Genomic DNA, 19,466 nt, shown 5'->3' on the forward strand with positions numbered 1-19,466 from the left:
TTGGTTTTAATACATGCCTACACCAAATGCTTTATCAAATAATAATGCTGATGCCCTCTTGGGGCATCGTCGATACGTGCAATCTCTTGAAATCCATGCTTTTGATAGAACAGTGGCGCTTGAAAGCTGAACGTATTGAGCTTGATGAAGGTGCATTTCTTTTCCCTGGCTATCTTCTCGATCTCCTGTAACAATCTTGAACCGTAGCCCCGCCCCCGGGATCGATCATCCACCCATAGAATATCGACATCAATCCAATTCCAGCAAAACACGCTATTGATCCCGCCTGCGATATCACCATTCTCATTCTTTATATGTAAGTTGATCTCCTCGTAATTCTGCTGCAAATCTTCTGCAATATGCTGTGCATTATATTGAATCAGGTTCGTCCGTACCGCAAGCGCTTCTTCCGGACTGCTTCGTTTGATGTTGATTTCTGACACTCGCTCACTCCCTTTTCTCAGTACACTAAACCAAATAATACCATGTGGAGGAACCCTATTTCCGGGATTAAACAACTATAGATAAACTCTTCCTGCCTTCCGACCAATACAAGAGGTGGTGCTAATACAGTTTGGAATGATCAACTCAGGTGCACCTGAGTTCCATCTGCTCAATCAACTATGATCCTCTATCACTGCTACCTTATCGTCTCTAAACGCAAATACGGACTTTCCCTTCAGATGAATCTTCTCGCCGGCCTTCATACCGTTGGGGAGATCTTTAGCAAGAATACCCTCGTAGTCGATCGCAACCTGAGTCTTGTCATCTTCGAACGAATAACCAATGATCGTCTGACAACGATAGGAGAATAACGACTTGGACTGTTCGGCGATCTCTCGAAATTCCTCGATTCCTTTGGTCTCCACGTCGATCGATCCGCTTGATATGTTTCTGAACTCGATCTTCTCATGCAGAAGAGCAATCATCCCCTCGATATCAAAAGAATTATAGGCTCTCACATACTCATTAATCATGTCCTTCATTTTCATAGAATTCACACCACATCTCCCCTTCCGTCAGTTTGGGTTGCAACCACGATCTTAAAAAACTCCGCCTTTACTGTGCACACTTCATAGCAGATTATCATTTAATATACTGACTCTACTATAGTAAAAGAGGTGATTCAAATGGGTCGTGTCCGTGCTGTTCCAGAGCCGGATTTAGTATTAATCAGCTGGGCAAGAAACCCTCTCGTTGCGGGTTCCCCGCGCAGAATCGTTGCTGCTCGTGTCATTGGCAATGCTTCTCCTTGCCGAGCTGATTTGACGCCGAATGCATTGCTAAGAACTGCCTTAGCTTGTTTGTTGGATCATGATGTAGGTTTCAAAATCGTATTCCGCCAAAGAACATCCAGCATTAGCGGTTACCTGTTATTACAGCGTAATTAATGGATTTTAGAAGGAGCGGCTATCATGTTGCTTCTTTTTTTTAGCTCTTTTCATAAATATTGTTAGAAGCTTGCAAGCAAGCCAATCTCGCCACAACGTAAAGCTGTGAGCATAAGAAAAACCAGTTGCTATAGAGCAACTGGTTCAACATAAATTTTTAACTTGGATAGTTGTTCAACCAATGGAGTGCTTGTTCATAATCATCAAAAAATTTAACGGATTCTTTGGTGTTGGATTGCTGCAGGTAATTCATGATCTCCCCTTCTTCAAGAAGAAACGCAATGGCCTTGCTTTGATTCAGGATAGTGTCATTAAAGAACTTTTCTTTCCATACTTTTTGAACGGAGAAGTGGTTTGGAGTATATCCTTTTCTATCCACCAACAATTTGTATTTCAGTCCCTTACCAATAAACTGCTGACATGAATTTTCAAAACCATTAAACCATTCAATAACATCATCCGTGTTTATCTTCCCTATCAGATGAGTAACAATTAAATCCCCATTAACAACCGTACTGATATCCTTTTCATTCAAAGTGGAATCATCTCCCTTAGTTTCTATTATGCGTAAAATTCCTATAAAATCAAAGTAAAACTAAAACTCATTTTTACATATACTGGAATTTTGGATTGCCCAGGAAATATCAATGCTCGTGATAGCTTTTCGAAATAAAAAAAGCTCACAGGGCATTCCTTTCACCCTGCAAGCTTCCTCGTACTAACCTCTATTCGCCTTTTTCATATCTAAGCCATATCTTTATCTCTTTTATCTCTATATTTATTTCAATTGGGCAACACTTACAGCAACCTTCTCCAGCTGTGCTCTACTTAAGGAATGCTCCGGTGAGCTGATTGTCACAAAACGATCATCGATCTGAAAGCCCAGCATGTCCGTATCATCCGGTGTATACCATTTCGCCTTAACCCCATTGGACAATGTAACCGATTTGCTGTCATATCCATGAGAATAGTCTCTTGGGGAGATATATACTGTCATGTGTTTGAATAACATGTTAACGCCATCTTCCGATGCGCCTGTCTTTTGGTACACATCGCCTTTTACCATCTGAGTTGGAGCATACGGCGTTTGAAAACCATCAAATTTGGCGAATGCGCTTTTGATTTCTTTTCGCTCGGCATCACTGTATTTCACGTTGGTCAGCTCGGTCGTCTGACCGTTTCCAGGATTACTTCCGATCAGCACCTGGTTATTCTTCGCATCGTACTGCACGGGTACATCCAGCACATCGGCCATCGCGCGAACCGGCAGGTATGTCGTATTCTTATACGTGATCGGAGTCAATGTTTTGCCTGTGTTATATACGACTCCGTCCACTTTGATACCGATGCTGTGATTCAGGTAAGCCGAGATTTTCTCCAGGTTGGCTCCCGCATAGACACCTGCTGCTCCCGTTAACGTCATTCCCAGCACGGCAACCGCCACGATTGATTTTTTCAACGGTTTCATTTCATCCATTCCCCTCGTTGTCTCACCAACCTTCCAAGTCGATGAGTCATAGTATGAAGCTCGATATCTTTATTTAAAATCGATGACATACGTCGCTATCAACGCTTCTTTATCGTCAATCGTAATTCCCAGTCTTTTTCCAGATGGACTCCAAGTCAACGGGTAGACCGGATGGGCCGCAGGATGCACCGCCGAATAATAGGGCGCCATCCAGCTTACTTTTCCTGAAGCCGTATCAAATACATACACCCCGTTCATCCCGCTTTCATTCTCCGAATATACATCAAAAGCTAGTCTGGCAGAATCCGGCGACCAAGACGGGTAAGAAATCAGATTTCCTTTTCCGATAAGGGATCCTTGCAGGCTGCCGACTGCGTCATAGATCAGTAAATTGCTGCCTGAGTTCCCTTCCGTGTTGGTCGCTGTGGAGACGGCAATGTACTCTCCATCCGGCGAGATGGTGAAGCTCCATACATTTTCAATAAGCTGTACCGGCTTCGATTGCCCCGGTTCAACGACCTTCAGCACCTGGTTTACATCGATATAATAGATCCGGCCTTTACTCGCCCCGAACTGGTTGTAGATTTCAACATCCTCATCCTCAATAGCTATGGTTGTATAAGTGCCGTCCGTCGAAATGAGACGAATATCGCCTTTGCCACTCATGGAGCCTGCTGCAAGAACATAGGTGTCTGTATCCAGCCACCCTCCGATCTCCATGTAATTGTCGCCCTTAACCGGTATGCTCTTACCTGTATTAAGATCCTTCAGGAAATTATCAGCCTTATACTTATCCCTCCATTTCTGAATAAAGCTATATTTACCGTCCGGCGAGATTTCTTCTTTGACAAGATGTTCGCCTGGATGCGACTCTTCATGATTCGTGAGCTCACGCCGCTCACCTGTACTTACGTTCACTGCTTCGGAGGAATAAGCATATTGCGGTTCTTCCGTTTCGGTCGCTTCCTTGATCAGCTTGGTTGTAAGCACCTTGACCTCATTCTCCGACAGCCATGTCTCAATGTTCGACGAGGCGATCCGGTGCGTCTGATTCACAACCACTTCCTGACTGGATGGACCACTCGCTCCTTCTACAACCGTAAGTTTGCGCTCTCCTGATGCCGTCTCTCCAGCATTCGATACAGGGGGCTGGCCGGTTTGATTGTTGCCTGGCTCCACGATCGTCAGCCGATCCTGGGATTGGCAAGCCGTCAGGGCTGCAGCAATAACAACAGCAGACATCAACTTGAACCCATACTTCCCTACTCTGTTTCTCATAACAGGTTCCTCCCAATGGCATATCCCCCAAGGCGCTTCGGCAGCAGCACAGAATGTATCTTGGCATGCCGCCTCTTTCCCTGTTGAACTCAGTATAGAATGTGAATATCTCGATACGATATCGAGCTTGTAACAAATTTGTAAACAAACAGGTACCCTCGAAAAAAGAAAGTCCAGACCTTATTCCAAGTCTGAACTTTCTTCTGTCGAAATAACCTCTGAGGATTGTGGCCGATTCATCGGCAGGGCAATCACAAACGTAGAACCGCCGGGACCCGATTCCGCAAGCTGAACGGAGCCATGCTGTTTCTCTGCCAGATTGCGTACCAGGGATAACCCTAGGCCCGTTCCTCCGTGAACCCTGGAACGGTCGCTGCTCACCGTATAAAACGGATCAAAGATCCGTTCTCTGGCATCATCCGGAATTCCGATACCGGTATCGCTTACCTTAATGATCATACGATCTTGGCCATTAGGATCCTGCTTCACTTCATTCGAGAGCGTAACCGTCCCTCCGGGCTTATTGTATTTAATTCCGTTATCCAGCAGATTCAGAACCATATGCATCAGATTCTCCGGATCAGCCCACACCTTACCATCCGTTAAAGATGATCGAATCGTAATGTCCGATTGCTCTGCCTTGACCTCTAACCGGGCTGCCGCCTCTTCCAGAATCGGCATGAGATCTACGTGTTCCGCATGGGTTTCGAATTCATAAATATCCATGGACGAGAACTGAAGCGCCTTTTCTACCAGGCGGTATAGACGCTGTGCTTCCTTGCCGATCTGTCCTCTGGCTTCCTCCAGCAGGGCGGGATCATCGCGATACATTTCAAGCAGATCCGCATAAGCCAATATGGAGGTCAGCGGCGTTTTCAACTCATGGCTGATATTCCCGATAAACTGCTTCTGCTGCTGTTCCAGCTCTTGCAGTCTTTCGATGGCATCCAGCAGCTTCTGCTTCTCCTCCGTGAGCTGGCTCACCGATGAGGAAATTCGCCCGCTCATTTCATATATGCCTTGCGCTAGCTCGCCGAGCTCATCGTTTCGCTTCACCGTCGGCTCGCTAAGGTAGACGCCTTCACCGATCCTCTGCGCAGCCTGGTTCAGCCTGCTGATGACATGCACCTGCCGCCAGACATACAGAAAACCGATCAGGAAGCCGGCGGCTAGCACCGCAAGGCCCGTCACGATAAACAGGTTCTGGATCCTGTCATAAAAAGCGTGCTGCTCAGCCAGGGAGGCGTGGAATTGAATCGTTCCGATCGGCTCCTCCATATGCCGAAGCGGAGCAAGATAGAGCAGCTGGTCATCCTCGGTTATATAGGCGGAACGTCCTTGCGCCGTATGTGCAAGCGCGTCTTGTACATCCATCTTCGGCTGGAACGGCAGGGAAGTCCCCGTGAATGTACCATCCAGCTTATACAGCGTCACCGGCATGCCGCTCTGGGTTCCAAGATCGACGGCCAGCCGTTGACCGACATTTTCCATAAATTCATCCGGCTTCATCTCAGGATTCGTCAGTAATTCCTGATGAATTCTAAGATTGGCTGCTTCGGCCTCCTGTGCGAAGGATTGCTCCAGACGCACCCGCTGATCCTCCCGTATCCCGGCAAGAACCAACGTGCTTAGAACAACCACAACGGCGATCAGCAGCAAAGCGAGAAGCAGCGCGACTTTCCACTTTAAGCCGAAACGCACCTTTCCCTTGTTCATGAGGGAATCTCCGTGCTTTTATATCCGATCCCATAAACGGTCTGGATCACTTCATGCTGGTTTCCCAGCTTCTTGCGCAATCGCTGGACGTGAATATCTACCGTACGCGTGCCGCCGGCAAAATCCATATCCCATACCTGTTCTAGCAAAGCCTCTCGCGAATATACCCGCTCCGGATTCCGTGCCAGGAGAGCCATCAGGTCAAACTCCTTCGGCGTGAGCTCAAGGGGCTTGCCTTCGGCGTGAATGGTGCGATTTAACAGATTAATGGTAAGCCCGGAGATCCGGATGACATGCTGTTCGGGGGCTTGGTTCCCGGCAGCCTCGGGAGTACTGCTTCTTCGGGACAATGCCTTTACCCTGGCGATGATCTCCCGCATGTCAAAGGGCTTTGTCATATAATCATCGGCACCAAGCTCCAGCCCGAGCACCTTATCCACAATATCGTCCTTCACCGTCAACAGCAGAATGGCCGGGCGCTGCCGGTCCCCGAGCTTGCGACAGACATCGTACCCGCTAAGCTTCGGCATCATGACATCGAGCACCATCACGTCGGGATCAAACGATTCCACACGCTCCAGCGCTTCCTGCCCATCCCCTGCCGTCTCCACCGTATGTCCTTCCCTCCGCAGCGCATAGGCAACTGCACTTGAGATACTGATCTCATCATCTACTACAAGTACCTTGGTCATCGCAGATACGACTCCTTTATTGGCCGATTCAACATGTACTAATTCCATGATGGTAACGTATCCGGCATCATATTTCAACATGCGGTTCCCTGCCGATTTCATTACAATTGTAACTATGAACGCTTTCTCCCGGTTGCCATAATAAAGCTAAACACTCAAGCTAAGGAGGATTCGGATGACAATCGCTACCATGAACCATATCATTAAGCGCTATGGGCATCAGCTTGTCCTGGACCATGTCCATTTAGAAATCAGGCAAGGCGAAATACTCGGTCTTCTTGGTCCGAATGGTGCAGGTAAAACCACATTGATCCATGCGTTATCCGGCTTAATCGGCATCGATTCCGGTAGCATCGAGCTGTTTGGTGAACGGCTAAGCGGCCCTATGCTGGAGGTTAAACGGAAAATTGGACTGGTCACGCAGGATATCACCGTTTTTGAGGATTTAACCGCCCAAGAGAATCTCGCCTTTTTTGGCGGAATATATGGGTTAAGAGGCGCAGAATTGAGAAGGCAAATCACGGAAACGCTCCAATTCGTCGGATTAACGGATCAAGCCCATAAACGTCCTTCCAAATTCTCCGGGGGAATGAAGCGGAGACTGAATATCGCCTGCTCTATTATTCACAGGCCCAGGCTCCTGATCATGGACGAACCTACGGTTGGAATCGACCCCCAATCCAGAAATCACATCCTGGAATCGGTACGTGAACTGCAAAAAAGGGGGACGACCATTCTCTATACCACCCATTACATGGAAGAGGTGCAGTCCCTCGCATCCCGCGTCGTGATTATGGATCAAGGCCACGTCATCGCGCAGGGGACGATTGATGAGTTGGTAAAGAACATCCACCATGAAGAGAAGATCAAGCTGGAAGTCGTGGAGTTGACGGAGGATCTGATCGATAACATCAAACAACTGGATGGAGTCAAGCACGTGGTTTTGAATGGAACGCAAATTCAGATCATATCACGGGCAGGTGCAGGAAATCTGGATCGTATCCTGTCGTTGGCCAAAAGCGCGGGCGGCGTCCTATCCATCCATGCGGAGAAACCTACGCTTGAAGACGTATTCCTTACGCTTACCGGTAAGCAACTACGTGACACGGAGGAAACTTAACATGCTTGTGTTCAGAATGACGTACTTCTCCTTGCTTCGCCTGATACGCGAACCCATCGGGCAGCTGCTTCTTGTGGGCCTGCCGCTGGTCGTCATTACCGTGCTGGGTGTCGTTATTGGACCCTATGAAGGCATGAAGGGTGTTCCTCCGCTGGACTTGACGATCGTTACGACCATTATGGGCGTTCAGTTTTTTGGCGGCACGTATTTGATGAGTTATTTGGATATCGATTTACTTAAAACCCGCAAATGGAGAATCTATTCGCTCCCTATTAACGTAGCGGTTTATTCAAGCTCTCTTATTCTTGCCTGCACACTCTTCAGTACTTTGCAAGGATTGGTCTTGGTGCTATTCACAACCTGGGTGTTCGGGATCGCGTGGGGATCGCTTGGCTGGGTATTGCTGGTATTTATTATTTATTCCTTATTTGCACAGTCCGTACATCTGCTGCTGACATTATCCATCCATAACGTAAAATTGGCTGAAAGAGTATCTGAAGTCCTCGGAATCGGCTTCATCATCTTGACCGGACTCATGTTTCCTCTTCCAGATCATCGTTTCTTTGAGTTCATGTCGTCTTATGGGAATCCGGTATCCCTCGGAAAGATGGCCATCCTGGAGATGCTTGTCGATGGCGGGCAAGGGAAAGCGTACCTTAGCATCTTATTGCTGTTAGCCTTAACCGTGATATGCATGATGATCAGCGCATGGCTTGGGAGGAGGAAGCTCGCTTGACGATATTTAACTTCGCGCTCATTCGGAGCGTCCGCAGCTTGTCCAATCTTATCTTGCTGTTAGGCCTTCCCGCAGCCGTCGTTGTCCTCCCGGTGGGCGGTTGGCATGGCTTACCGCTTGGGTATCACTTCTACGGAATCCTGCTGTTATTCTCTGCCTCCAAACTCGTTCATATGATCATGGAGGATCGGAAGAATAAAATTCTGACCCGAATCGGCGTTGCACCTGTGACCCACTTCAAGTATTTATCGCAGAATCTGCTTGCTTTCGCTCTGCTGCTTGTAGGACAAAGTGCCGTGATCACGTGCAGCGCCTGGTTGCTGCATGCCGATGTTTTTGGCAGTCTGATTCAACTCTTCAGCATTTTGAGTATGTTCTCGGTCACCGCGATTAGCTTCTCTCTCGCTTGGTCTTCCATGTTCCGCCAGCCTGAATCTTCTACAGCCGTTATGCTGGGAATCATCTTGATTATGGCGGTGCTCGGAGGAACCTTATTTCCCATTCAGGCTATGCCTGCATCCCTGCAGAAAATCGCCATGGTATCCCCCACCTATTGGTTCCATGAGGGAATCATGCTTGCCAAGAACGGAGGCTTGTTCGCGGAACAGCTCACTCCGCTCGGGATCCTGCTGTTGTTTGCGATCGCTTTTATGCTGATTGGCAGCCGAAGGAAACTGGCTTGAAAAATATGTTACGATATGGGGAAAAGAGAACGTATGCCATGGGAGGTTTTCATGAGAAGCTATACCGATTCGTGGTCCCCGAGCATAGCCGTCGTGATTTGGAGAATACTTGCCCTGCTGCTTCTGGCCGCTCTTTGGTTTATGGGAGATGCCGGGACCGAAGGATTCATCCTGGTCTTCGCCTTAGCGATCCTGGCGTTAGCCCGATGGCGGTTTCCCCTTCCTTCATGGACAACACTGGTCGACCAGCTTCTATGCATATCCATTATTCCATTCTGGCCGGAGGCCGGCTTCGGACTGGCTCTGCCGCTATTTGAAACCATGCTTGCCGGTACACCGCTATTTTCCCTGCCCATCCTGGCAGTGCTTGTCATCGGCTATGTCGATCCGGACCTCCCGCTTCTTCTCATGCTCGTTCAAGCTTCATTTGCGGGATGGATCGTTTTATGTTGGTCCAAACAAACCCATCAGTATCGATTGGAGGCAGATCAGGAGCGTCGCGATCGCTACGAACTGGAAATATTGAAGGGTGAGCTGCTTATGGCCAATGTGCAAACGGCTCAGCTTGCAGAGCTCAGAGAGCGTCATCGAATCTCCCAGAAGCTGCACGATGAGGTTGGCCATGAATTAACAGCCGCGTTGTTAGCCTTTCAAGCTTTTGAAACATTATGGAGGGAGAATGACCCGCAAGCGGAAGATATGTTTGCCCAAGCCCAGATGCGTTTGTCGAGCAGCGCCCTGGAGCTGCGGGAAACGGTCCATAATATGCAGCCTGTCCAAGCGACCGGCATTCGGAGCCTGGAGGGGATCTGCCGTAATTTCAAAGCGATGCCTGTCCAGCTGCAAATTTATGGAGATACATCTCGTATAGCCGCCCATCTGTGGGTCATCCTGAATGCTAGTCTCAAGGAAGCCTTGACCAATGCGGTGCGTCATTCCAAAGCCAAACACGTTGAAGTATCGTTGGACGTCAATGAACATATCGTGCGGTTAAGCGTCCAAAATGACGGCGTTTTGGATTCCTCCTCGCTGCCTGGAACCGGACTCCGCAACCTAAGGCAAAGAGCCCAGGCGGCAGGCGGGAGCATCTCCATCAATACATCCGGCGGCTTTCAATTGGTCTGCGTATTACCTATGGGAAAGGGGGGCATTCGATGAACATTCTCATTGTGGATGACGATCCATTGGTATGTCAGAGTCTCCGGCTGCTTCTATCCAGAGAACCGGATATGGAAGTAACGGCCACTGCGAATGACGGCGCTGCAGCCATTCAATGCTGTGAAGAGGTCCTGCCGGACATCGTCCTCATGGATATTCGGATGCCTGGTATGGACGGAATCCAAGCGGCGAGGCAAATCAAGCAAAAATGGCCCCAGGTGCAGATTATGATGCTGACCACATTTCAAGATGAGCATAGTATCCGCCTGGCGCTGCTAGCCGGAGCTGAGGGGTACATGCTGAAATCGACGCAGGTCTCCAGTATGGCACAACAGCTGCGTGCTTTGGCTTCCGGTACTTCCGTTGTGGATGCCAATGTGCTGAAGACCTTGATGCTGCCCGAAAAAGAGAATCGTGCCGACCTTACCCCGCGGGAAAACGATATTCTCGAGCTGGTTGCCTTAGGCTGCTCGAATCGAGAAATTGCCGAGCAATTGTTTATCAGCGAAGGAACCGTGCGCAATACCCTCTCGATCATACTGGATAAATTGGAGCTCCGAGACAGAACCCAATTGGCGATCTATTATTGGAGACGATCGTTGTAGTCCTATTCTTTTTCGTAAAGATAGATCACTCCATTTCGAAGTCTCATATAACGTTCCCCCCGCTTATTTTTCGAAAATGTACATGGCACCATTCCTGGGTTGTACAAATCCCTTTCCTCGGTAACCTCTATTGTGCAGTTCCTGAGTCAAGACTTTCATGAAAGCGCCGTGACTGACCATTAATACGTTGCGATCACGGTAATGTTCTTCAATCCAATCGATGATATGCCCAGCTCGCTTCCGTGTCTCGCTTCGCCGCTCCGCTTGCGAGCGGTGAGACAGATACCAAGCCAAGCGCCCCATCACCAACCACATGTGGTAATGAAGCTTTAGATTTCCCAAAGAATGAATCGATTGAACCTCAATCTCTCTTAACCGATTCGTTGCGATGATAGGGCCTGGATATATCGTTTCTGCCGTCTGAATGGCCCTTGGCAAATCACTGGATATGCAGACATTCCACTCCGAATAATCATAATCCAGGTCGGATTGTTCAATTTCAGCGTTGTTGTAAGCTTCCACCCAAGCATTGAACTGATCGGACGTCATTCATTTCCTATCCAATATATGTATAACTTTAAAATGTCTTACCAATCCAATTTTCATAAGGCTCCTTAAGCAAGTTTATTCTCGACCAACCGTTCCATAAGAGATCTTCATATTCGGTGCATAAGTCAACCACGAGTCGCTATTAAACACCTGGAACAACTTGAGTTCAGCGGCATATTGGGCTTGGGCTTCTTCCACTGATAAACCTCTCTGTACCATCTGCTCCACTACCTTAACCGGATCTTCCAGTTCCTGCCCAATGCCTTCTTCCTTCAAGGACTGAAAAAGCCGAACCTTCTCAGCAGCATCCATATTCTGATCTAAAAAATTCACTTTATCACTGACTCGGCATTCCACATTCCGTAATCCCAGCTGACTTAGAAGAATAGGGAGCCTCATGCCGATATTTCCGTCTTTCCCGCTATCTTTGGCACTCGCTTCATACAATTTCTGTAATATGCCTAGACGGACAACTTCAGACTGCTGGATTCCATCGAAGCCATAATTAGCCGTATTAGCAATCCAATGAGGCTCAAAACAAATGACTCGTCCGCCGTCCAGTACACTATTCATCATTTTCTGAAGAATCTCCCGAGGGCCTGCCATATGTAATAAAAATGCATGGCAGATCGCAACGTCATACTGACGTTCCACAAACATATCCTCAATATCTCCTTGAATGAACTCAGTAGAATAGGGCAGCTTATCAAACACTTCTCTTGCTTCCATAATCAAATCCTTGCCTTTATCTATCCCAGTATAGGTTGAACCTTCGGGTAATAACGGGAGAAGCTTTAATCCTAGATACCCATAACCACAACCGTAATCCACAATGTTCATGGGAGTATTCATTTTCCAGACATTCTTAACAAGAAACTCCAGATAATCATCGTTATAGTATAGCCCTCTCGTATTCCTCAGGTATTCGATTGTGGAATCCCAGTAATATTCGGACATCATCTTTAATTCCTTTCCGCATCAAGTTCCTCGACTAAATCTGTATCCTGCCTTGCCTTCCGGATCACTTCACGAATGAAATCAGCCTTGCCGCTTGTATAGGCCACGCGGTCATGTTTAAACTGGCTTTCCAGAACTTTTTTTAAGGAATAATACTGATCCCGTGTGTCCGGATGGTTCTTTAAATACTCTCTGAACAAAATCTGGTCGTTCCACTGTTGGCCTTGATACTTGTAAACATGAAGATGATGTGTCCCCGCCCGCCATTGGCCTCTTCGAAAGAAAAGCCGCTCCGGGAACGCCGGTTTAAACACATATTCATACCCGATTCTGGCCAGATTCTCTATATATAGTTCATTTTCATTTACTAACGTTAAACTCAAAACACCAGCCATCATATCAATGGTCGGTTTCGATCCTAAACCCTTAATTGCCGTACTCCCGATATGTTCGGTGTGTACGTCGAGTCCCTTCAGAGCCAACCTAATTTTATTTTGTTCCCGTTCAAACTCATTCTTCCAGTCCGGATTGTACGGGGTGACAATGACTTCTTCCATGCGAATATTCCTTTCAATCCATTATCAGACCATTTCGTAGTTCTTAGATATTCCGTCTCAACTTAATTTCAAACTCCGGCTTCGTCATATATTCCATATAGACGACCTCTCGATTAAAATCCAAATAAGCCTGAAATCGCGTACGAATGGCCGGAGCCGTAATCAATTGAAGCACTTCATCCTTAGGGATCCAACGACTGTCCGTCGTTTCGTCCGAGATCCCCAGCTCGCCGCCCGTAGGCTTACACGCAAAATCCATCATCACTTTCGTTGGAACCACGGCAACTCCGCTGTGTCCCGGATAGGTTGATGTATTGGAATAGACTCCGATCAGGTGGGAAACGATGGTATCCATGCCGCTCTCCTCTTTGATTTCTCTAATCAACGCCTCCATCAGATTCTCTCCGGCTTCCACCTGCCCACCTGGAAAAACCCAGCCGCTGCGCCCCTTCACCAATAGAATCTCATCGCGTTCATTCTCAACTATGCCACCAACAGCGACGATATGTGTTGGCATCAACATGATAACAGCCTCCGATAGATAAGATATACTTCAGCTTTCACAGGTCGCTTAGATTTCGTCATAATTCACAACACTTCCGGTTGCAAAACCCTTGTCGATGATACGTAACAGATGCGCCCCGATTTCCTCTGTAGATAGAAGCTGCCCTGACTCATACGCATGGGCGAAGGCTTTGGCCATTTCAAACTCCTGCTCATTTTTCCCTCTGGCCATTCTTTGCATATCCGTATCTACCATACCTGGATTAACCGCAATGATCTCTACCGGGTTTGGCCTGTTCCTTTGCTCGCTCCCTACACTTTGCGTAAACATATTGATTCCGGCCTTGACCGAACAATAGACACTCATCGTAGGTGCTGGGTATATGCCAGAGCCTGAAGAGATGTTGATGATTTTCTTCCGAATGGACAACCCCTCCGTTTTCTTGATGAAGCCGGATGTCAGAATTATGGGGGCAACCAGACTGATTTGCACATTCATATGTATATCTCTTGCATCACATTGTTCAATGGCTTTCAGTGGTTCAAGCATGGACGCATTATTGATAAGGCAGATCCTATCCGCGTGAACGGGATCCATCTCGTCAAACACCCTATCCACAAGCTCCTCCAGCCCCAACGTATCGCTCAGATTATATACATGGTGTCTGTATTTTGGATAGCTGCTCAATCTCTCGGACGTTCCTCTCGCGATTCCATGCACTTCATGGCCCTTCTCTAGGAGCATATAAGCCAGTTGCTCGCCGATTCCCCTTGAGGTTCCCGTAATGATGAATTGACTTCCACTCATTGTTTTAACCCTCCGTTATCCTAAAAAGTTATCTTCGTACTATAATTCCAGGAATATATCGCAATTGGAAAGAAATCGTGTTAAGAAGGATATGGTACGATTGCATTACATTCTATTACCTGTGATGAAGGAGTTGGGATTATGAAGAATAGAGTCCAAAAGATTTCGCCAAACCTGTGGTTTGATCACCAAGCCGAGGAAGCCGCCCAGCATTACGTCTCTATTTTTAAAAATTCACAGATCGAGCGTATCACGCGCTACGGTGCAGAAAAAAATGACAACCATACATTTGCCGAAGGTGCGATAATGACTGTGGAATTCCTGCTGGAAGGCCAACATTTTGTTGCCCTAAATGGCGGTCCGCATTTTACCTTCAATGAAGCCATTTCATTTATTGTGCATTGCGAAACCCAAGAAGAATTGGACTATTATTGGGAGAAGCTGTCTGAAGGCGGCGACGAGAAAGCCCAAGTATGCGGTTGGCTGAAGGACAAGTTCGGTGTATCGTGGCAGATCGTCCCCGCTAACTTAAGCGAAATGATAACTGACTCCGATCCGGCAAAATCCGAACGCGTCATGAAGGCTTTACTCCAGACGAAATCAAAAATCAATATGCAGACATTACAGCAAGCCTACGAGGGGTAGGAAGGCTGCCTTCACGGCGGTCTTTTTTTTACTCTATAGGATCGATGCATGGCAGCCGTGATTACATCCAAACTCAAGTTCATGCGTGATCCGTACATCACCCTTCACTTCTTTAAAACCCAGCTTCTTATAAAAATCAGCCGCTTTGGGGTTGTCCGTTCTTAGCACGAGTTTACTGTAATGACTGCTCGCCTTCTGAATTACCGCTTCGACCAGCCTTCTCCCGGCACCATAATGCCGAAATTCCTTTAACACATACAATCTGCGAATCCTGCCTATGCCTCCGTCAGAATACGGATCACGATTCAACCCGCAAATGCCGATGACCCTATGACCTACTCGACATTCAAACAAGGCTTCATCTTCATTCTGAAACCTATTGCTGCCCTCATTATAATCATTCACAAGCCTATGGATATTCCTGAACCCTTCTCTCTTGCTTTCAGTCAAGAGCTCGGCTATGTCTATTGCACCCAGGTCATCAACTTCTTGAACGATCATGTCTATCCCCCTGAATCATTCGACTATTACTCAAAAAAAGTATAAAGTACCCCAACCACTCGTATTTATAATCTCTTATCGTTTCTGCCCAATATACAATAAATGAGATGAGACTCCCAAAATGCTGGGGTTCTCCGCTTCCTGGTAGATCAATTTCATTACTTCCTGGAATTCCTCTTCCCCACGGGACCGCCAATAATCGAACTGCTCTGCCTTGAAGGAGCCTGCTATACTTGACGAGCCTATCAATTTAATCGTCTTGAAGCCATGTGATTCCATGAACGGCTTGATATCCTCCAGGTTGTAATAATACGCACCGGTAAATCGTCCTTCATCACTATGATTGAATATCCCGGTCCTAACAAATTCCTTAATGCTGCTGATCGTATCATTCGGTTTCCAATTTTCCGGAAATGATAAGGATGTCATCAGATGCCGAATTCGGGTCATGAATGCCACAAAGGCGTAGCCACCCGCTTGTGTAACGCGATACAATTCTTCAACTGCCGCAGACCGATCTTGTTCTGTCTGTAAATGGTATAGCGGTCCCATCATCAGTGCGGCGTCAAACAGCTCATCTTGAAATAGGCTAAGATCGTTGGCATTGGCACGGTGAAATCCTTTGAACTGGCCGGTTAACTTGAGTTCCTCAGCTTTAGCAGCCGCAATCTCGACTAATCTTGGCGTAAGATCTGTTAAGGTCACATCGTAACCGTTCTTCGCTAATTCCATCGAATACTTCCCAGGTCCCGCTCCGTTATCCAGCACGTGACCTTTCTCAGGCAGCATACTCAAGATATGATGCAGATTGACGATAAATTCAATGGGCTCCCTATCCAAACGCCCCCATTCATCGAAGGCATTATAATAATCGATCACTTTGTTCAACTAAGTCACTCTCCATTTACAAGCATCTTATAGCGCTAAAACGACAACCATGTTACTCCCCGTCTACTCCTTACTCGTTGCTTCAATCCATCGAACGATAACTTCTCTTAATTGTTCTTTCTTCTCCTCCAGATCGTTTAAATTCAATATTTTCACAATTGCCCGATCATTAGAAGCCCATTCCAATAGCGTATCCTCAGGCAGGGCTCCCTTGATGTCATGCGTTTGAACTTTTGCCCCACGATGAAAAATGATGCGAAAGAAGCCCTTCCCTTGTAAATTCAATGTGATCCGGTCTTCCCCCTGAACGCAGAAGCTGGGTGCATTCCATTTGATCTGCTCGGTTATTTGATCATCGACGCTTAATATGAAGCTTCTTACTTCCTCAATTTCAGCCTTTAGTGGATGCTCAAGTTGTTGAAGATACTCCACGACTTGTTCGTGACCTGATAATTTGGCCATCCATAGCTCCTCCTCATGTGAGTCTTCCATGACCCGTCAATCTCTTGCACGCCCAAACAAGAATATCGCCTCAATTCCAAATAGAAGAATTTTCCTTCCCTCTATAATAGATGATTTGTGCTCGGGAAGGAACCAAAAAGAACCTCCAATTAGGGAGGTTCTTTTTGGTTCCTTTTATTCCGGATTCACGATTGACCCAGGATCCATCCTTGGTCCTCTACTTCTCAATTTCCACACTTCTACTAATTTTGATTATTCCGGAACCACTCCTCGAAATCTTCCCCGTCCGATTCAACGGATCGATTATTGGAGGGAATAGAGCCCGCCTGCTGCCGTGCGAAGGTAACATGGCTTGCTGGACCTGAAGCATTCCGCTGCAGCATCCAACCGAGAGTTCCCAGGATCACGGCAAACAACACATACTGTGCACTGTTCGCCATATAAAAGTTGACAATATCATACTCGCTTCCGCTTACACTGATCTGATTCTGTTCCATCATGCTGGAAATGTAACCGTGCGACTCCACCGCTGCCCAAGCCGCATACAGCGTTAACAATCCGGCAAGAACGTACAGAACGATGCTGAGGACATGTATTTTCTTTTTGTTCATGATATGTTCAGCCTTTCTATATAAACTTAATTAAGATTTGATATAGAGTAGTTTCCCTTCCGAGAGCCCCCACACCTCGTCTGCTACCGATGTGACTTTTTTGGAATGGGTAACGATAATGACGCATTTACCATGATCATGTGCAAGGGACATTAGAATATTCAACACTTCGGCTTCCGTATCCCGATCCAAATTCCCGGTCGGCTCATCGGCAATGAGAACATCCGGATTGTGCGACAAGGCTCGTGCAATCCCAACGCGCTGCTGCTCTCCCCCCGACAGCTTCAATATTCGACGATCTGCCGTATCCCGGTTGATCCCCACCTTTTCCAGAAGCGAATAGGCAAACGCCTTTTTGTCCTTTTCCTTACTGCCGCTTATATTCATGGACAGCACAATGTTCTCGACGGCCGTCGCCGTAGTGAGCAGATTAAAGCTTTGAAAAATAACGCCGATGCTCTTCGCTCGATAATAGTCGCGGTCGAGCGACTTCAGACTATCTCCTTTATACAAAATCTCCCCGTTCGCACATACGTCCAGGCCAGACAGGAGAGACAGCAAGGTAGATTTGCCAGAACCGGATTTTCCTACAATGGTATACACTTTACTGCTCTCAAACGCCACATTGACGTTTTTCAGTACAAGCTGCTTTGCACCTTCATAGCGATACGATACATTTTGCAAGGCCAATACACTCATATTTCATGCGCCCCCTAGTTCCGTTCCATCAAAATTTTGATGGGTTCGTATTTCGTAATTCGGCTGATGCTCATCATGCTGGAGACCGCTGCTAACAGCAGCGCTATAAGTGCAATTTGTAAAAGGGTATCCATCCCCAACCCGACATCGATTTGGCTGATCGGCGGGGCTGTAACGTTACTCATATTGCTCTGTCCCCCGACCATCAGAAATTTACCGGGTCCGCTTGCGGATTTTGCCTGTTCCGCTGCTTCGATCTGATTCTGCAGAATGGTGTTGGCCGTAGGCTGCGACAGCGCACTTCCAATGACCAGCCCGACAACAAGGCAGACGGCCGTGATCATAAGTGCCTCGCTTATGAGTCCTGCAGCGACTTTGCCTTTTTTCATCCCCATCGCCCGTAGAACCCCGATCTCATATTTCCGCTCCCTGATCGTGATGGAAGACAACAGCGCAAGTATAATCGAACCCAGAATAATCACAACAATCATAAATGTTAAGAAGATTCCCTTCATTGCTTCGACCGGGCCAACAACCTTGGCATAACTCTCCTCATCGGTGCTTACCGTATAGGAACCAGGAAGCCCTTTGTCACGCAGCTCCTTTTCGAAATCAGGCAATAGATCCGGACTTTTCATGTAATAAGTAGCCTGAATGTTGACTGCACTTGCTGACGTTGGATCATCCCCCATCACCGTATCAAAACTCGTCAAAATTTCGTTGCGGCGGTTCATAAAACTCATCTCCATGGGCATGTCCCCGTATTCTGCAGTAGAGTCCAGATAGATTCCGGTAACGGTCAATGTATATGGATTGCCTTCGCCCATCACGCTGATCACCTCAATCGTATCCCCGACCGAGATATCGTTCAGCTCTGCAAACTCCTTGCTTACGATACTTTCATTGAGCTCCTTATAGATTTCGCCTTCCGTGATGGATCTCTGTCCGTCCGCGAATTCGGCAAGGGTCTCCAGGTTAGAGTTTCCCACAAGTTTCATCGTAGGATTGCCTTTGGACGCTCCCCCCGGCCCTTGAAGCTTGATATTTCCACCCTTTAGATCCTTATCCTGGTCCACCGCTTTGACGGTATTACTGACACTCGGCACAATGGCAGAGAAGGTGCTCTGGCGCAAATATGCTGAATTGGCAAACTCCAAATATTGCTCCGACGTGACTTTTTCATAATCCGCTCCCTTGCTGTACATTTGTTCCAGATCGGGAGCTATGCTGACTTTGGAGCCAAACTGCGTTTTATAGTCGTCAATGATCCTGCCTGACGTGTTGTTGATAATCAGCGAAATGACGGTCGCAACGATGATGACCAGGACGATGATTCCCATCAGCAGGTTTCGTCCTTTGTTTCGGCCGATGTTTTTCATGGCATGTTGAAAGATGTACATGGTTATCCTCCCTTTTGTTATTGGCCTAAGATGCAGCG

General features: G+C 47.3%; 25 protein-coding genes. 7 read left to right on the top strand and 18 right to left on the bottom strand.

The window, feature by feature from the left end:
• Positions 1-17 precede the first annotated feature (17 nt).
• Both MKY82_RS23460 and MKY82_RS23465 read right to left on the bottom strand, forming a co-directional pair.
• Positions 18-443, bottom strand: coding sequence for a GNAT family N-acetyltransferase (locus MKY82_RS23460; RefSeq protein ID WP_339294478.1), 426 nt, complete (start codon positions 441-443; stop codon positions 18-20).
• 174 nt (positions 444-617) lie between these two features.
• Positions 618-1,001, bottom strand: a complete 384-nt coding sequence (locus MKY82_RS23465) for a nuclear transport factor 2 family protein (protein WP_194543750.1) — start codon at positions 999-1,001, stop codon at positions 618-620.
• A 129-nt stretch (positions 1,002-1,130) separates the two neighbouring features.
• On the opposite strand from MKY82_RS23465, the gene MKY82_RS23470 reads away from it, so the two are divergent.
• The gene (locus tag MKY82_RS23470; protein ID WP_194543751.1) at positions 1,131-1,391 is read left to right on the top strand and encodes a hypothetical protein; all 261 of its coding nucleotides are present in this window, start codon (positions 1,131-1,133) and stop codon (positions 1,389-1,391) included.
• A 157-nt stretch (positions 1,392-1,548) separates the two neighbouring features.
• Here MKY82_RS23470 and MKY82_RS23475 read toward each other — a convergent pair whose 3' ends face one another.
• The 5 genes from MKY82_RS23475 to MKY82_RS23495 form a co-directional block, all read right to left on the bottom strand.
• A complete protein-coding gene (locus MKY82_RS23475; protein WP_339296709.1) occupies positions 1,549-1,971 on the bottom strand; it encodes an STAS/SEC14 domain-containing protein in 423 nt (140 codons plus the stop codon).
• Between the two features lie 198 nt (positions 1,972-2,169).
• Positions 2,170-2,859, bottom strand: a complete 690-nt coding sequence (locus MKY82_RS23480; protein ID WP_339294479.1) for a hypothetical protein — start codon at positions 2,857-2,859, stop codon at positions 2,170-2,172.
• 69 nt (positions 2,860-2,928) lie between these two features.
• Positions 2,929-4,137 carry a WD40 repeat domain-containing protein gene (locus MKY82_RS23485; protein ID WP_339218633.1) on the bottom strand — a complete coding sequence of 403 codons (1,209 nt, stop codon included), beginning with the start codon at positions 4,135-4,137 and terminating at the stop codon, positions 2,929-2,931.
• 180 nt (positions 4,138-4,317) lie between these two features.
• Complete coding sequence (locus MKY82_RS23490; RefSeq protein WP_339294480.1) at positions 4,318-5,853, bottom strand: HAMP domain-containing sensor histidine kinase; 1,536 nt, start codon at positions 5,851-5,853, stop codon at positions 4,318-4,320.
• Positions 5,850-6,545 carry a response regulator transcription factor gene (locus tag MKY82_RS23495; protein WP_339296710.1) on the bottom strand — a complete coding sequence of 232 codons (696 nt, stop codon included), beginning with the start codon at positions 6,543-6,545 and terminating at the stop codon, positions 5,850-5,852. Before MKY82_RS23495 ends, MKY82_RS23490 begins: the two co-directional genes overlap by 4 nt.
• Positions 6,546-6,720: 175 nt before the next feature.
• On the opposite strand from MKY82_RS23495, the gene MKY82_RS23500 reads away from it, so the two are divergent.
• From MKY82_RS23500 to MKY82_RS23520, 5 genes are read left to right on the top strand one after another with little or no spacing between them, the layout of a single operon-like run.
• A complete protein-coding gene (locus MKY82_RS23500) occupies positions 6,721-7,665 on the top strand; it encodes an ABC transporter ATP-binding protein (protein ID WP_339294481.1) in 945 nt (314 codons plus the stop codon).
• Position 7,666: 1 nt separating this feature from the next.
• Positions 7,667-8,401 carry an ABC transporter permease gene (locus tag MKY82_RS23505; RefSeq protein WP_339294482.1) on the top strand — a complete coding sequence of 245 codons (735 nt, stop codon included), beginning with the start codon at positions 7,667-7,669 and terminating at the stop codon, positions 8,399-8,401.
• Positions 8,398-9,084 carry an ABC transporter permease gene (locus MKY82_RS23510; RefSeq protein ID WP_339294483.1) on the top strand — a complete coding sequence of 229 codons (687 nt, stop codon included), beginning with the start codon at positions 8,398-8,400 and terminating at the stop codon, positions 9,082-9,084. Before MKY82_RS23505 ends, MKY82_RS23510 begins: the two co-directional genes overlap by 4 nt.
• A gap of 51 nt (positions 9,085-9,135) precedes the next feature.
• A complete protein-coding gene (locus MKY82_RS23515; protein WP_339294484.1) occupies positions 9,136-10,242 on the top strand; it encodes a histidine kinase in 1,107 nt (368 codons plus the stop codon).
• The gene (locus MKY82_RS23520) at positions 10,239-10,847 is read left to right on the top strand and encodes a response regulator transcription factor (RefSeq protein WP_071219863.1); all 609 of its coding nucleotides are present in this window, start codon (positions 10,239-10,241) and stop codon (positions 10,845-10,847) included. Before MKY82_RS23515 ends, MKY82_RS23520 begins: the two co-directional genes overlap by 4 nt.
• 63 nt (positions 10,848-10,910) lie before the next feature.
• Here the strand turns inward: MKY82_RS23520 and MKY82_RS23525 are convergent, their stop codons facing one another.
• The 5 genes from MKY82_RS23525 to MKY82_RS23545 all read right to left on the bottom strand — a co-directional run bounded on the left by MKY82_RS23525 (position 10,911) and on the right by MKY82_RS23545 (position 14,222).
• Positions 10,911-11,396, bottom strand: coding sequence for a histidine phosphatase family protein (locus MKY82_RS23525; protein ID WP_339294485.1), 486 nt, complete (start codon positions 11,394-11,396; stop codon positions 10,911-10,913).
• Between the two features lie 75 nt (positions 11,397-11,471).
• On the bottom strand, positions 11,472-12,353 hold the full coding sequence (locus tag MKY82_RS23530) for a class I SAM-dependent methyltransferase (protein ID WP_339296711.1): 882 nt from the start codon (positions 12,351-12,353) through the stop codon (positions 11,472-11,474).
• Positions 12,354-12,358: 5 nt separating this feature from the next.
• The gene (locus MKY82_RS23535) at positions 12,359-12,910 is read right to left on the bottom strand and encodes a GrpB family protein (protein ID WP_339294486.1); all 552 of its coding nucleotides are present in this window, start codon (positions 12,908-12,910) and stop codon (positions 12,359-12,361) included.
• Between the two features lie 43 nt (positions 12,911-12,953).
• Entirely contained in the window at positions 12,954-13,433 is a 480-nt protein-coding gene (locus MKY82_RS23540; protein WP_194543761.1) for an NUDIX hydrolase, read from the bottom strand.
• A gap of 48 nt (positions 13,434-13,481) precedes the next feature.
• Positions 13,482-14,222 (bottom strand): SDR family NAD(P)-dependent oxidoreductase, encoded by a 741-nt coding sequence (locus MKY82_RS23545; RefSeq protein WP_339294487.1) that lies wholly within the window; start codon positions 14,220-14,222, stop codon positions 13,482-13,484.
• Between the two features lie 141 nt (positions 14,223-14,363).
• On the opposite strand from MKY82_RS23545, the gene MKY82_RS23550 reads away from it, so the two are divergent.
• Positions 14,364-14,867 (top strand): VOC family protein, encoded by a 504-nt coding sequence (locus MKY82_RS23550; protein WP_220684435.1) that lies wholly within the window; start codon positions 14,364-14,366, stop codon positions 14,865-14,867.
• Positions 14,868-14,900: 33 nt separating this feature from the next.
• Here the strand turns inward: MKY82_RS23550 and MKY82_RS23555 are convergent, their stop codons facing one another.
• The 6 genes from MKY82_RS23555 to MKY82_RS23580 all read right to left on the bottom strand — a co-directional run bounded on the left by MKY82_RS23555 (position 14,901) and on the right by MKY82_RS23580 (position 19,428).
• Complete coding sequence (locus MKY82_RS23555) at positions 14,901-15,368, bottom strand: GNAT family N-acetyltransferase (protein WP_339294488.1); 468 nt, start codon at positions 15,366-15,368, stop codon at positions 14,901-14,903.
• Between the two features lie 75 nt (positions 15,369-15,443).
• Positions 15,444-16,256: a class I SAM-dependent methyltransferase gene (locus MKY82_RS23560; protein ID WP_339294489.1), complete on the bottom strand. Its 813-nt coding sequence runs from the start codon at positions 16,254-16,256 to the stop codon at positions 15,444-15,446.
• Between the two features lie 63 nt (positions 16,257-16,319).
• Positions 16,320-16,718 (bottom strand): DUF1801 domain-containing protein, encoded by a 399-nt coding sequence (locus MKY82_RS23565; protein WP_339294490.1) that lies wholly within the window; start codon positions 16,716-16,718, stop codon positions 16,320-16,322.
• A gap of 242 nt (positions 16,719-16,960) precedes the next feature.
• A complete protein-coding gene (locus MKY82_RS23570; RefSeq protein ID WP_339294491.1) occupies positions 16,961-17,329 on the bottom strand; it encodes a hypothetical protein in 369 nt (122 codons plus the stop codon).
• Positions 17,330-17,359: 30 nt separating this feature from the next.
• Complete coding sequence (locus MKY82_RS23575; protein ID WP_339294492.1) at positions 17,360-18,028, bottom strand: ATP-binding cassette domain-containing protein; 669 nt, start codon at positions 18,026-18,028, stop codon at positions 17,360-17,362.
• A 14-nt stretch (positions 18,029-18,042) separates the two neighbouring features.
• On the bottom strand, positions 18,043-19,428 hold the full coding sequence (locus MKY82_RS23580) for an FtsX-like permease family protein (RefSeq protein ID WP_339294493.1): 1,386 nt from the start codon (positions 19,426-19,428) through the stop codon (positions 18,043-18,045).
• Positions 19,429-19,466: the final 38 nt, after the last annotated feature.

It is taken from the genome of Paenibacillus sp. FSL W7-1279, assembly GCF_037969845.1.
In the GTDB taxonomy this organism is placed as follows: domain Bacteria; phylum Bacillota; class Bacilli; order Paenibacillales; family Paenibacillaceae; genus Paenibacillus_AQ.

Bases quoted from the DNA above. Each gene is read 5' to 3' on its own strand.
- MKY82_RS23535 (WP_339294486.1), bottom strand. From the start codon at position 12,910: ATGGAAGAAGTCATTGTCACCCCGTACAATCCGGACTGGAAGAATGAG.
- MKY82_RS23525 (WP_339294485.1), bottom strand. From the start codon at position 11,396: ATGACGTCCGATCAGTTCAATGCTTGGGTGGAAGCTTACAACAACGCT.
- MKY82_RS23530 (WP_339296711.1), bottom strand. From the start codon at position 12,353: ATGTCCGAATATTACTGGGATTCCACAATCGAATACCTGAGGAATACG.
- MKY82_RS23485 (WP_339218633.1), bottom strand. From the start codon at position 4,137: ATGAGAAACAGAGTAGGGAAGTATGGGTTCAAGTTGATGTCTGCTGTT.
- MKY82_RS23490 (WP_339294480.1), bottom strand. From the start codon at position 5,853: ATGAACAAGGGAAAGGTGCGTTTCGGCTTAAAGTGGAAAGTCGCGCTG.
- MKY82_RS23555 (WP_339294488.1), bottom strand. From the start codon at position 15,368: ATGATCGTTCAAGAAGTTGATGACCTGGGTGCAATAGACATAGCCGAG.
- MKY82_RS23470 (WP_194543751.1), top strand. From the start codon at position 1,131: ATGGGTCGTGTCCGTGCTGTTCCAGAGCCGGATTTAGTATTAATCAGC.
- MKY82_RS23575 (WP_339294492.1), bottom strand. From the start codon at position 18,028: ATGAGTGTATTGGCCTTGCAAAATGTATCGTATCGCTATGAAGGTGCA.
- MKY82_RS23540 (WP_194543761.1), bottom strand. From the start codon at position 13,433: ATGTTGATGCCAACACATATCGTCGCTGTTGGTGGCATAGTTGAGAAT.
- MKY82_RS23580 (WP_339294493.1), bottom strand. From the start codon at position 19,428: ATGTACATCTTTCAACATGCCATGAAAAACATCGGCCGAAACAAAGGA.
- MKY82_RS23520 (WP_071219863.1), top strand. From the start codon at position 10,239: ATGAACATTCTCATTGTGGATGACGATCCATTGGTATGTCAGAGTCTC.
- MKY82_RS23505 (WP_339294482.1), top strand. From the start codon at position 7,667: ATGCTTGTGTTCAGAATGACGTACTTCTCCTTGCTTCGCCTGATACGC.
- MKY82_RS23500 (WP_339294481.1), top strand. From the start codon at position 6,721: ATGACAATCGCTACCATGAACCATATCATTAAGCGCTATGGGCATCAG.
- MKY82_RS23495 (WP_339296710.1), bottom strand. From the start codon at position 6,545: ATGACCAAGGTACTTGTAGTAGATGATGAGATCAGTATCTCAAGTGCA.
- MKY82_RS23565 (WP_339294490.1), bottom strand. From the start codon at position 16,718: ATGGCCAAATTATCAGGTCACGAACAAGTCGTGGAGTATCTTCAACAA.
- MKY82_RS23515 (WP_339294484.1), top strand. From the start codon at position 9,136: ATGAGAAGCTATACCGATTCGTGGTCCCCGAGCATAGCCGTCGTGATT.
- MKY82_RS23570 (WP_339294491.1), bottom strand. From the start codon at position 17,329: ATGAACAAAAAGAAAATACATGTCCTCAGCATCGTTCTGTACGTTCTT.
- MKY82_RS23550 (WP_220684435.1), top strand. From the start codon at position 14,364: ATGAAGAATAGAGTCCAAAAGATTTCGCCAAACCTGTGGTTTGATCAC.
- MKY82_RS23480 (WP_339294479.1), bottom strand. From the start codon at position 2,859: ATGAAACCGTTGAAAAAATCAATCGTGGCGGTTGCCGTGCTGGGAATG.
- MKY82_RS23545 (WP_339294487.1), bottom strand. From the start codon at position 14,222: ATGAGTGGAAGTCAATTCATCATTACGGGAACCTCAAGGGGAATCGGC.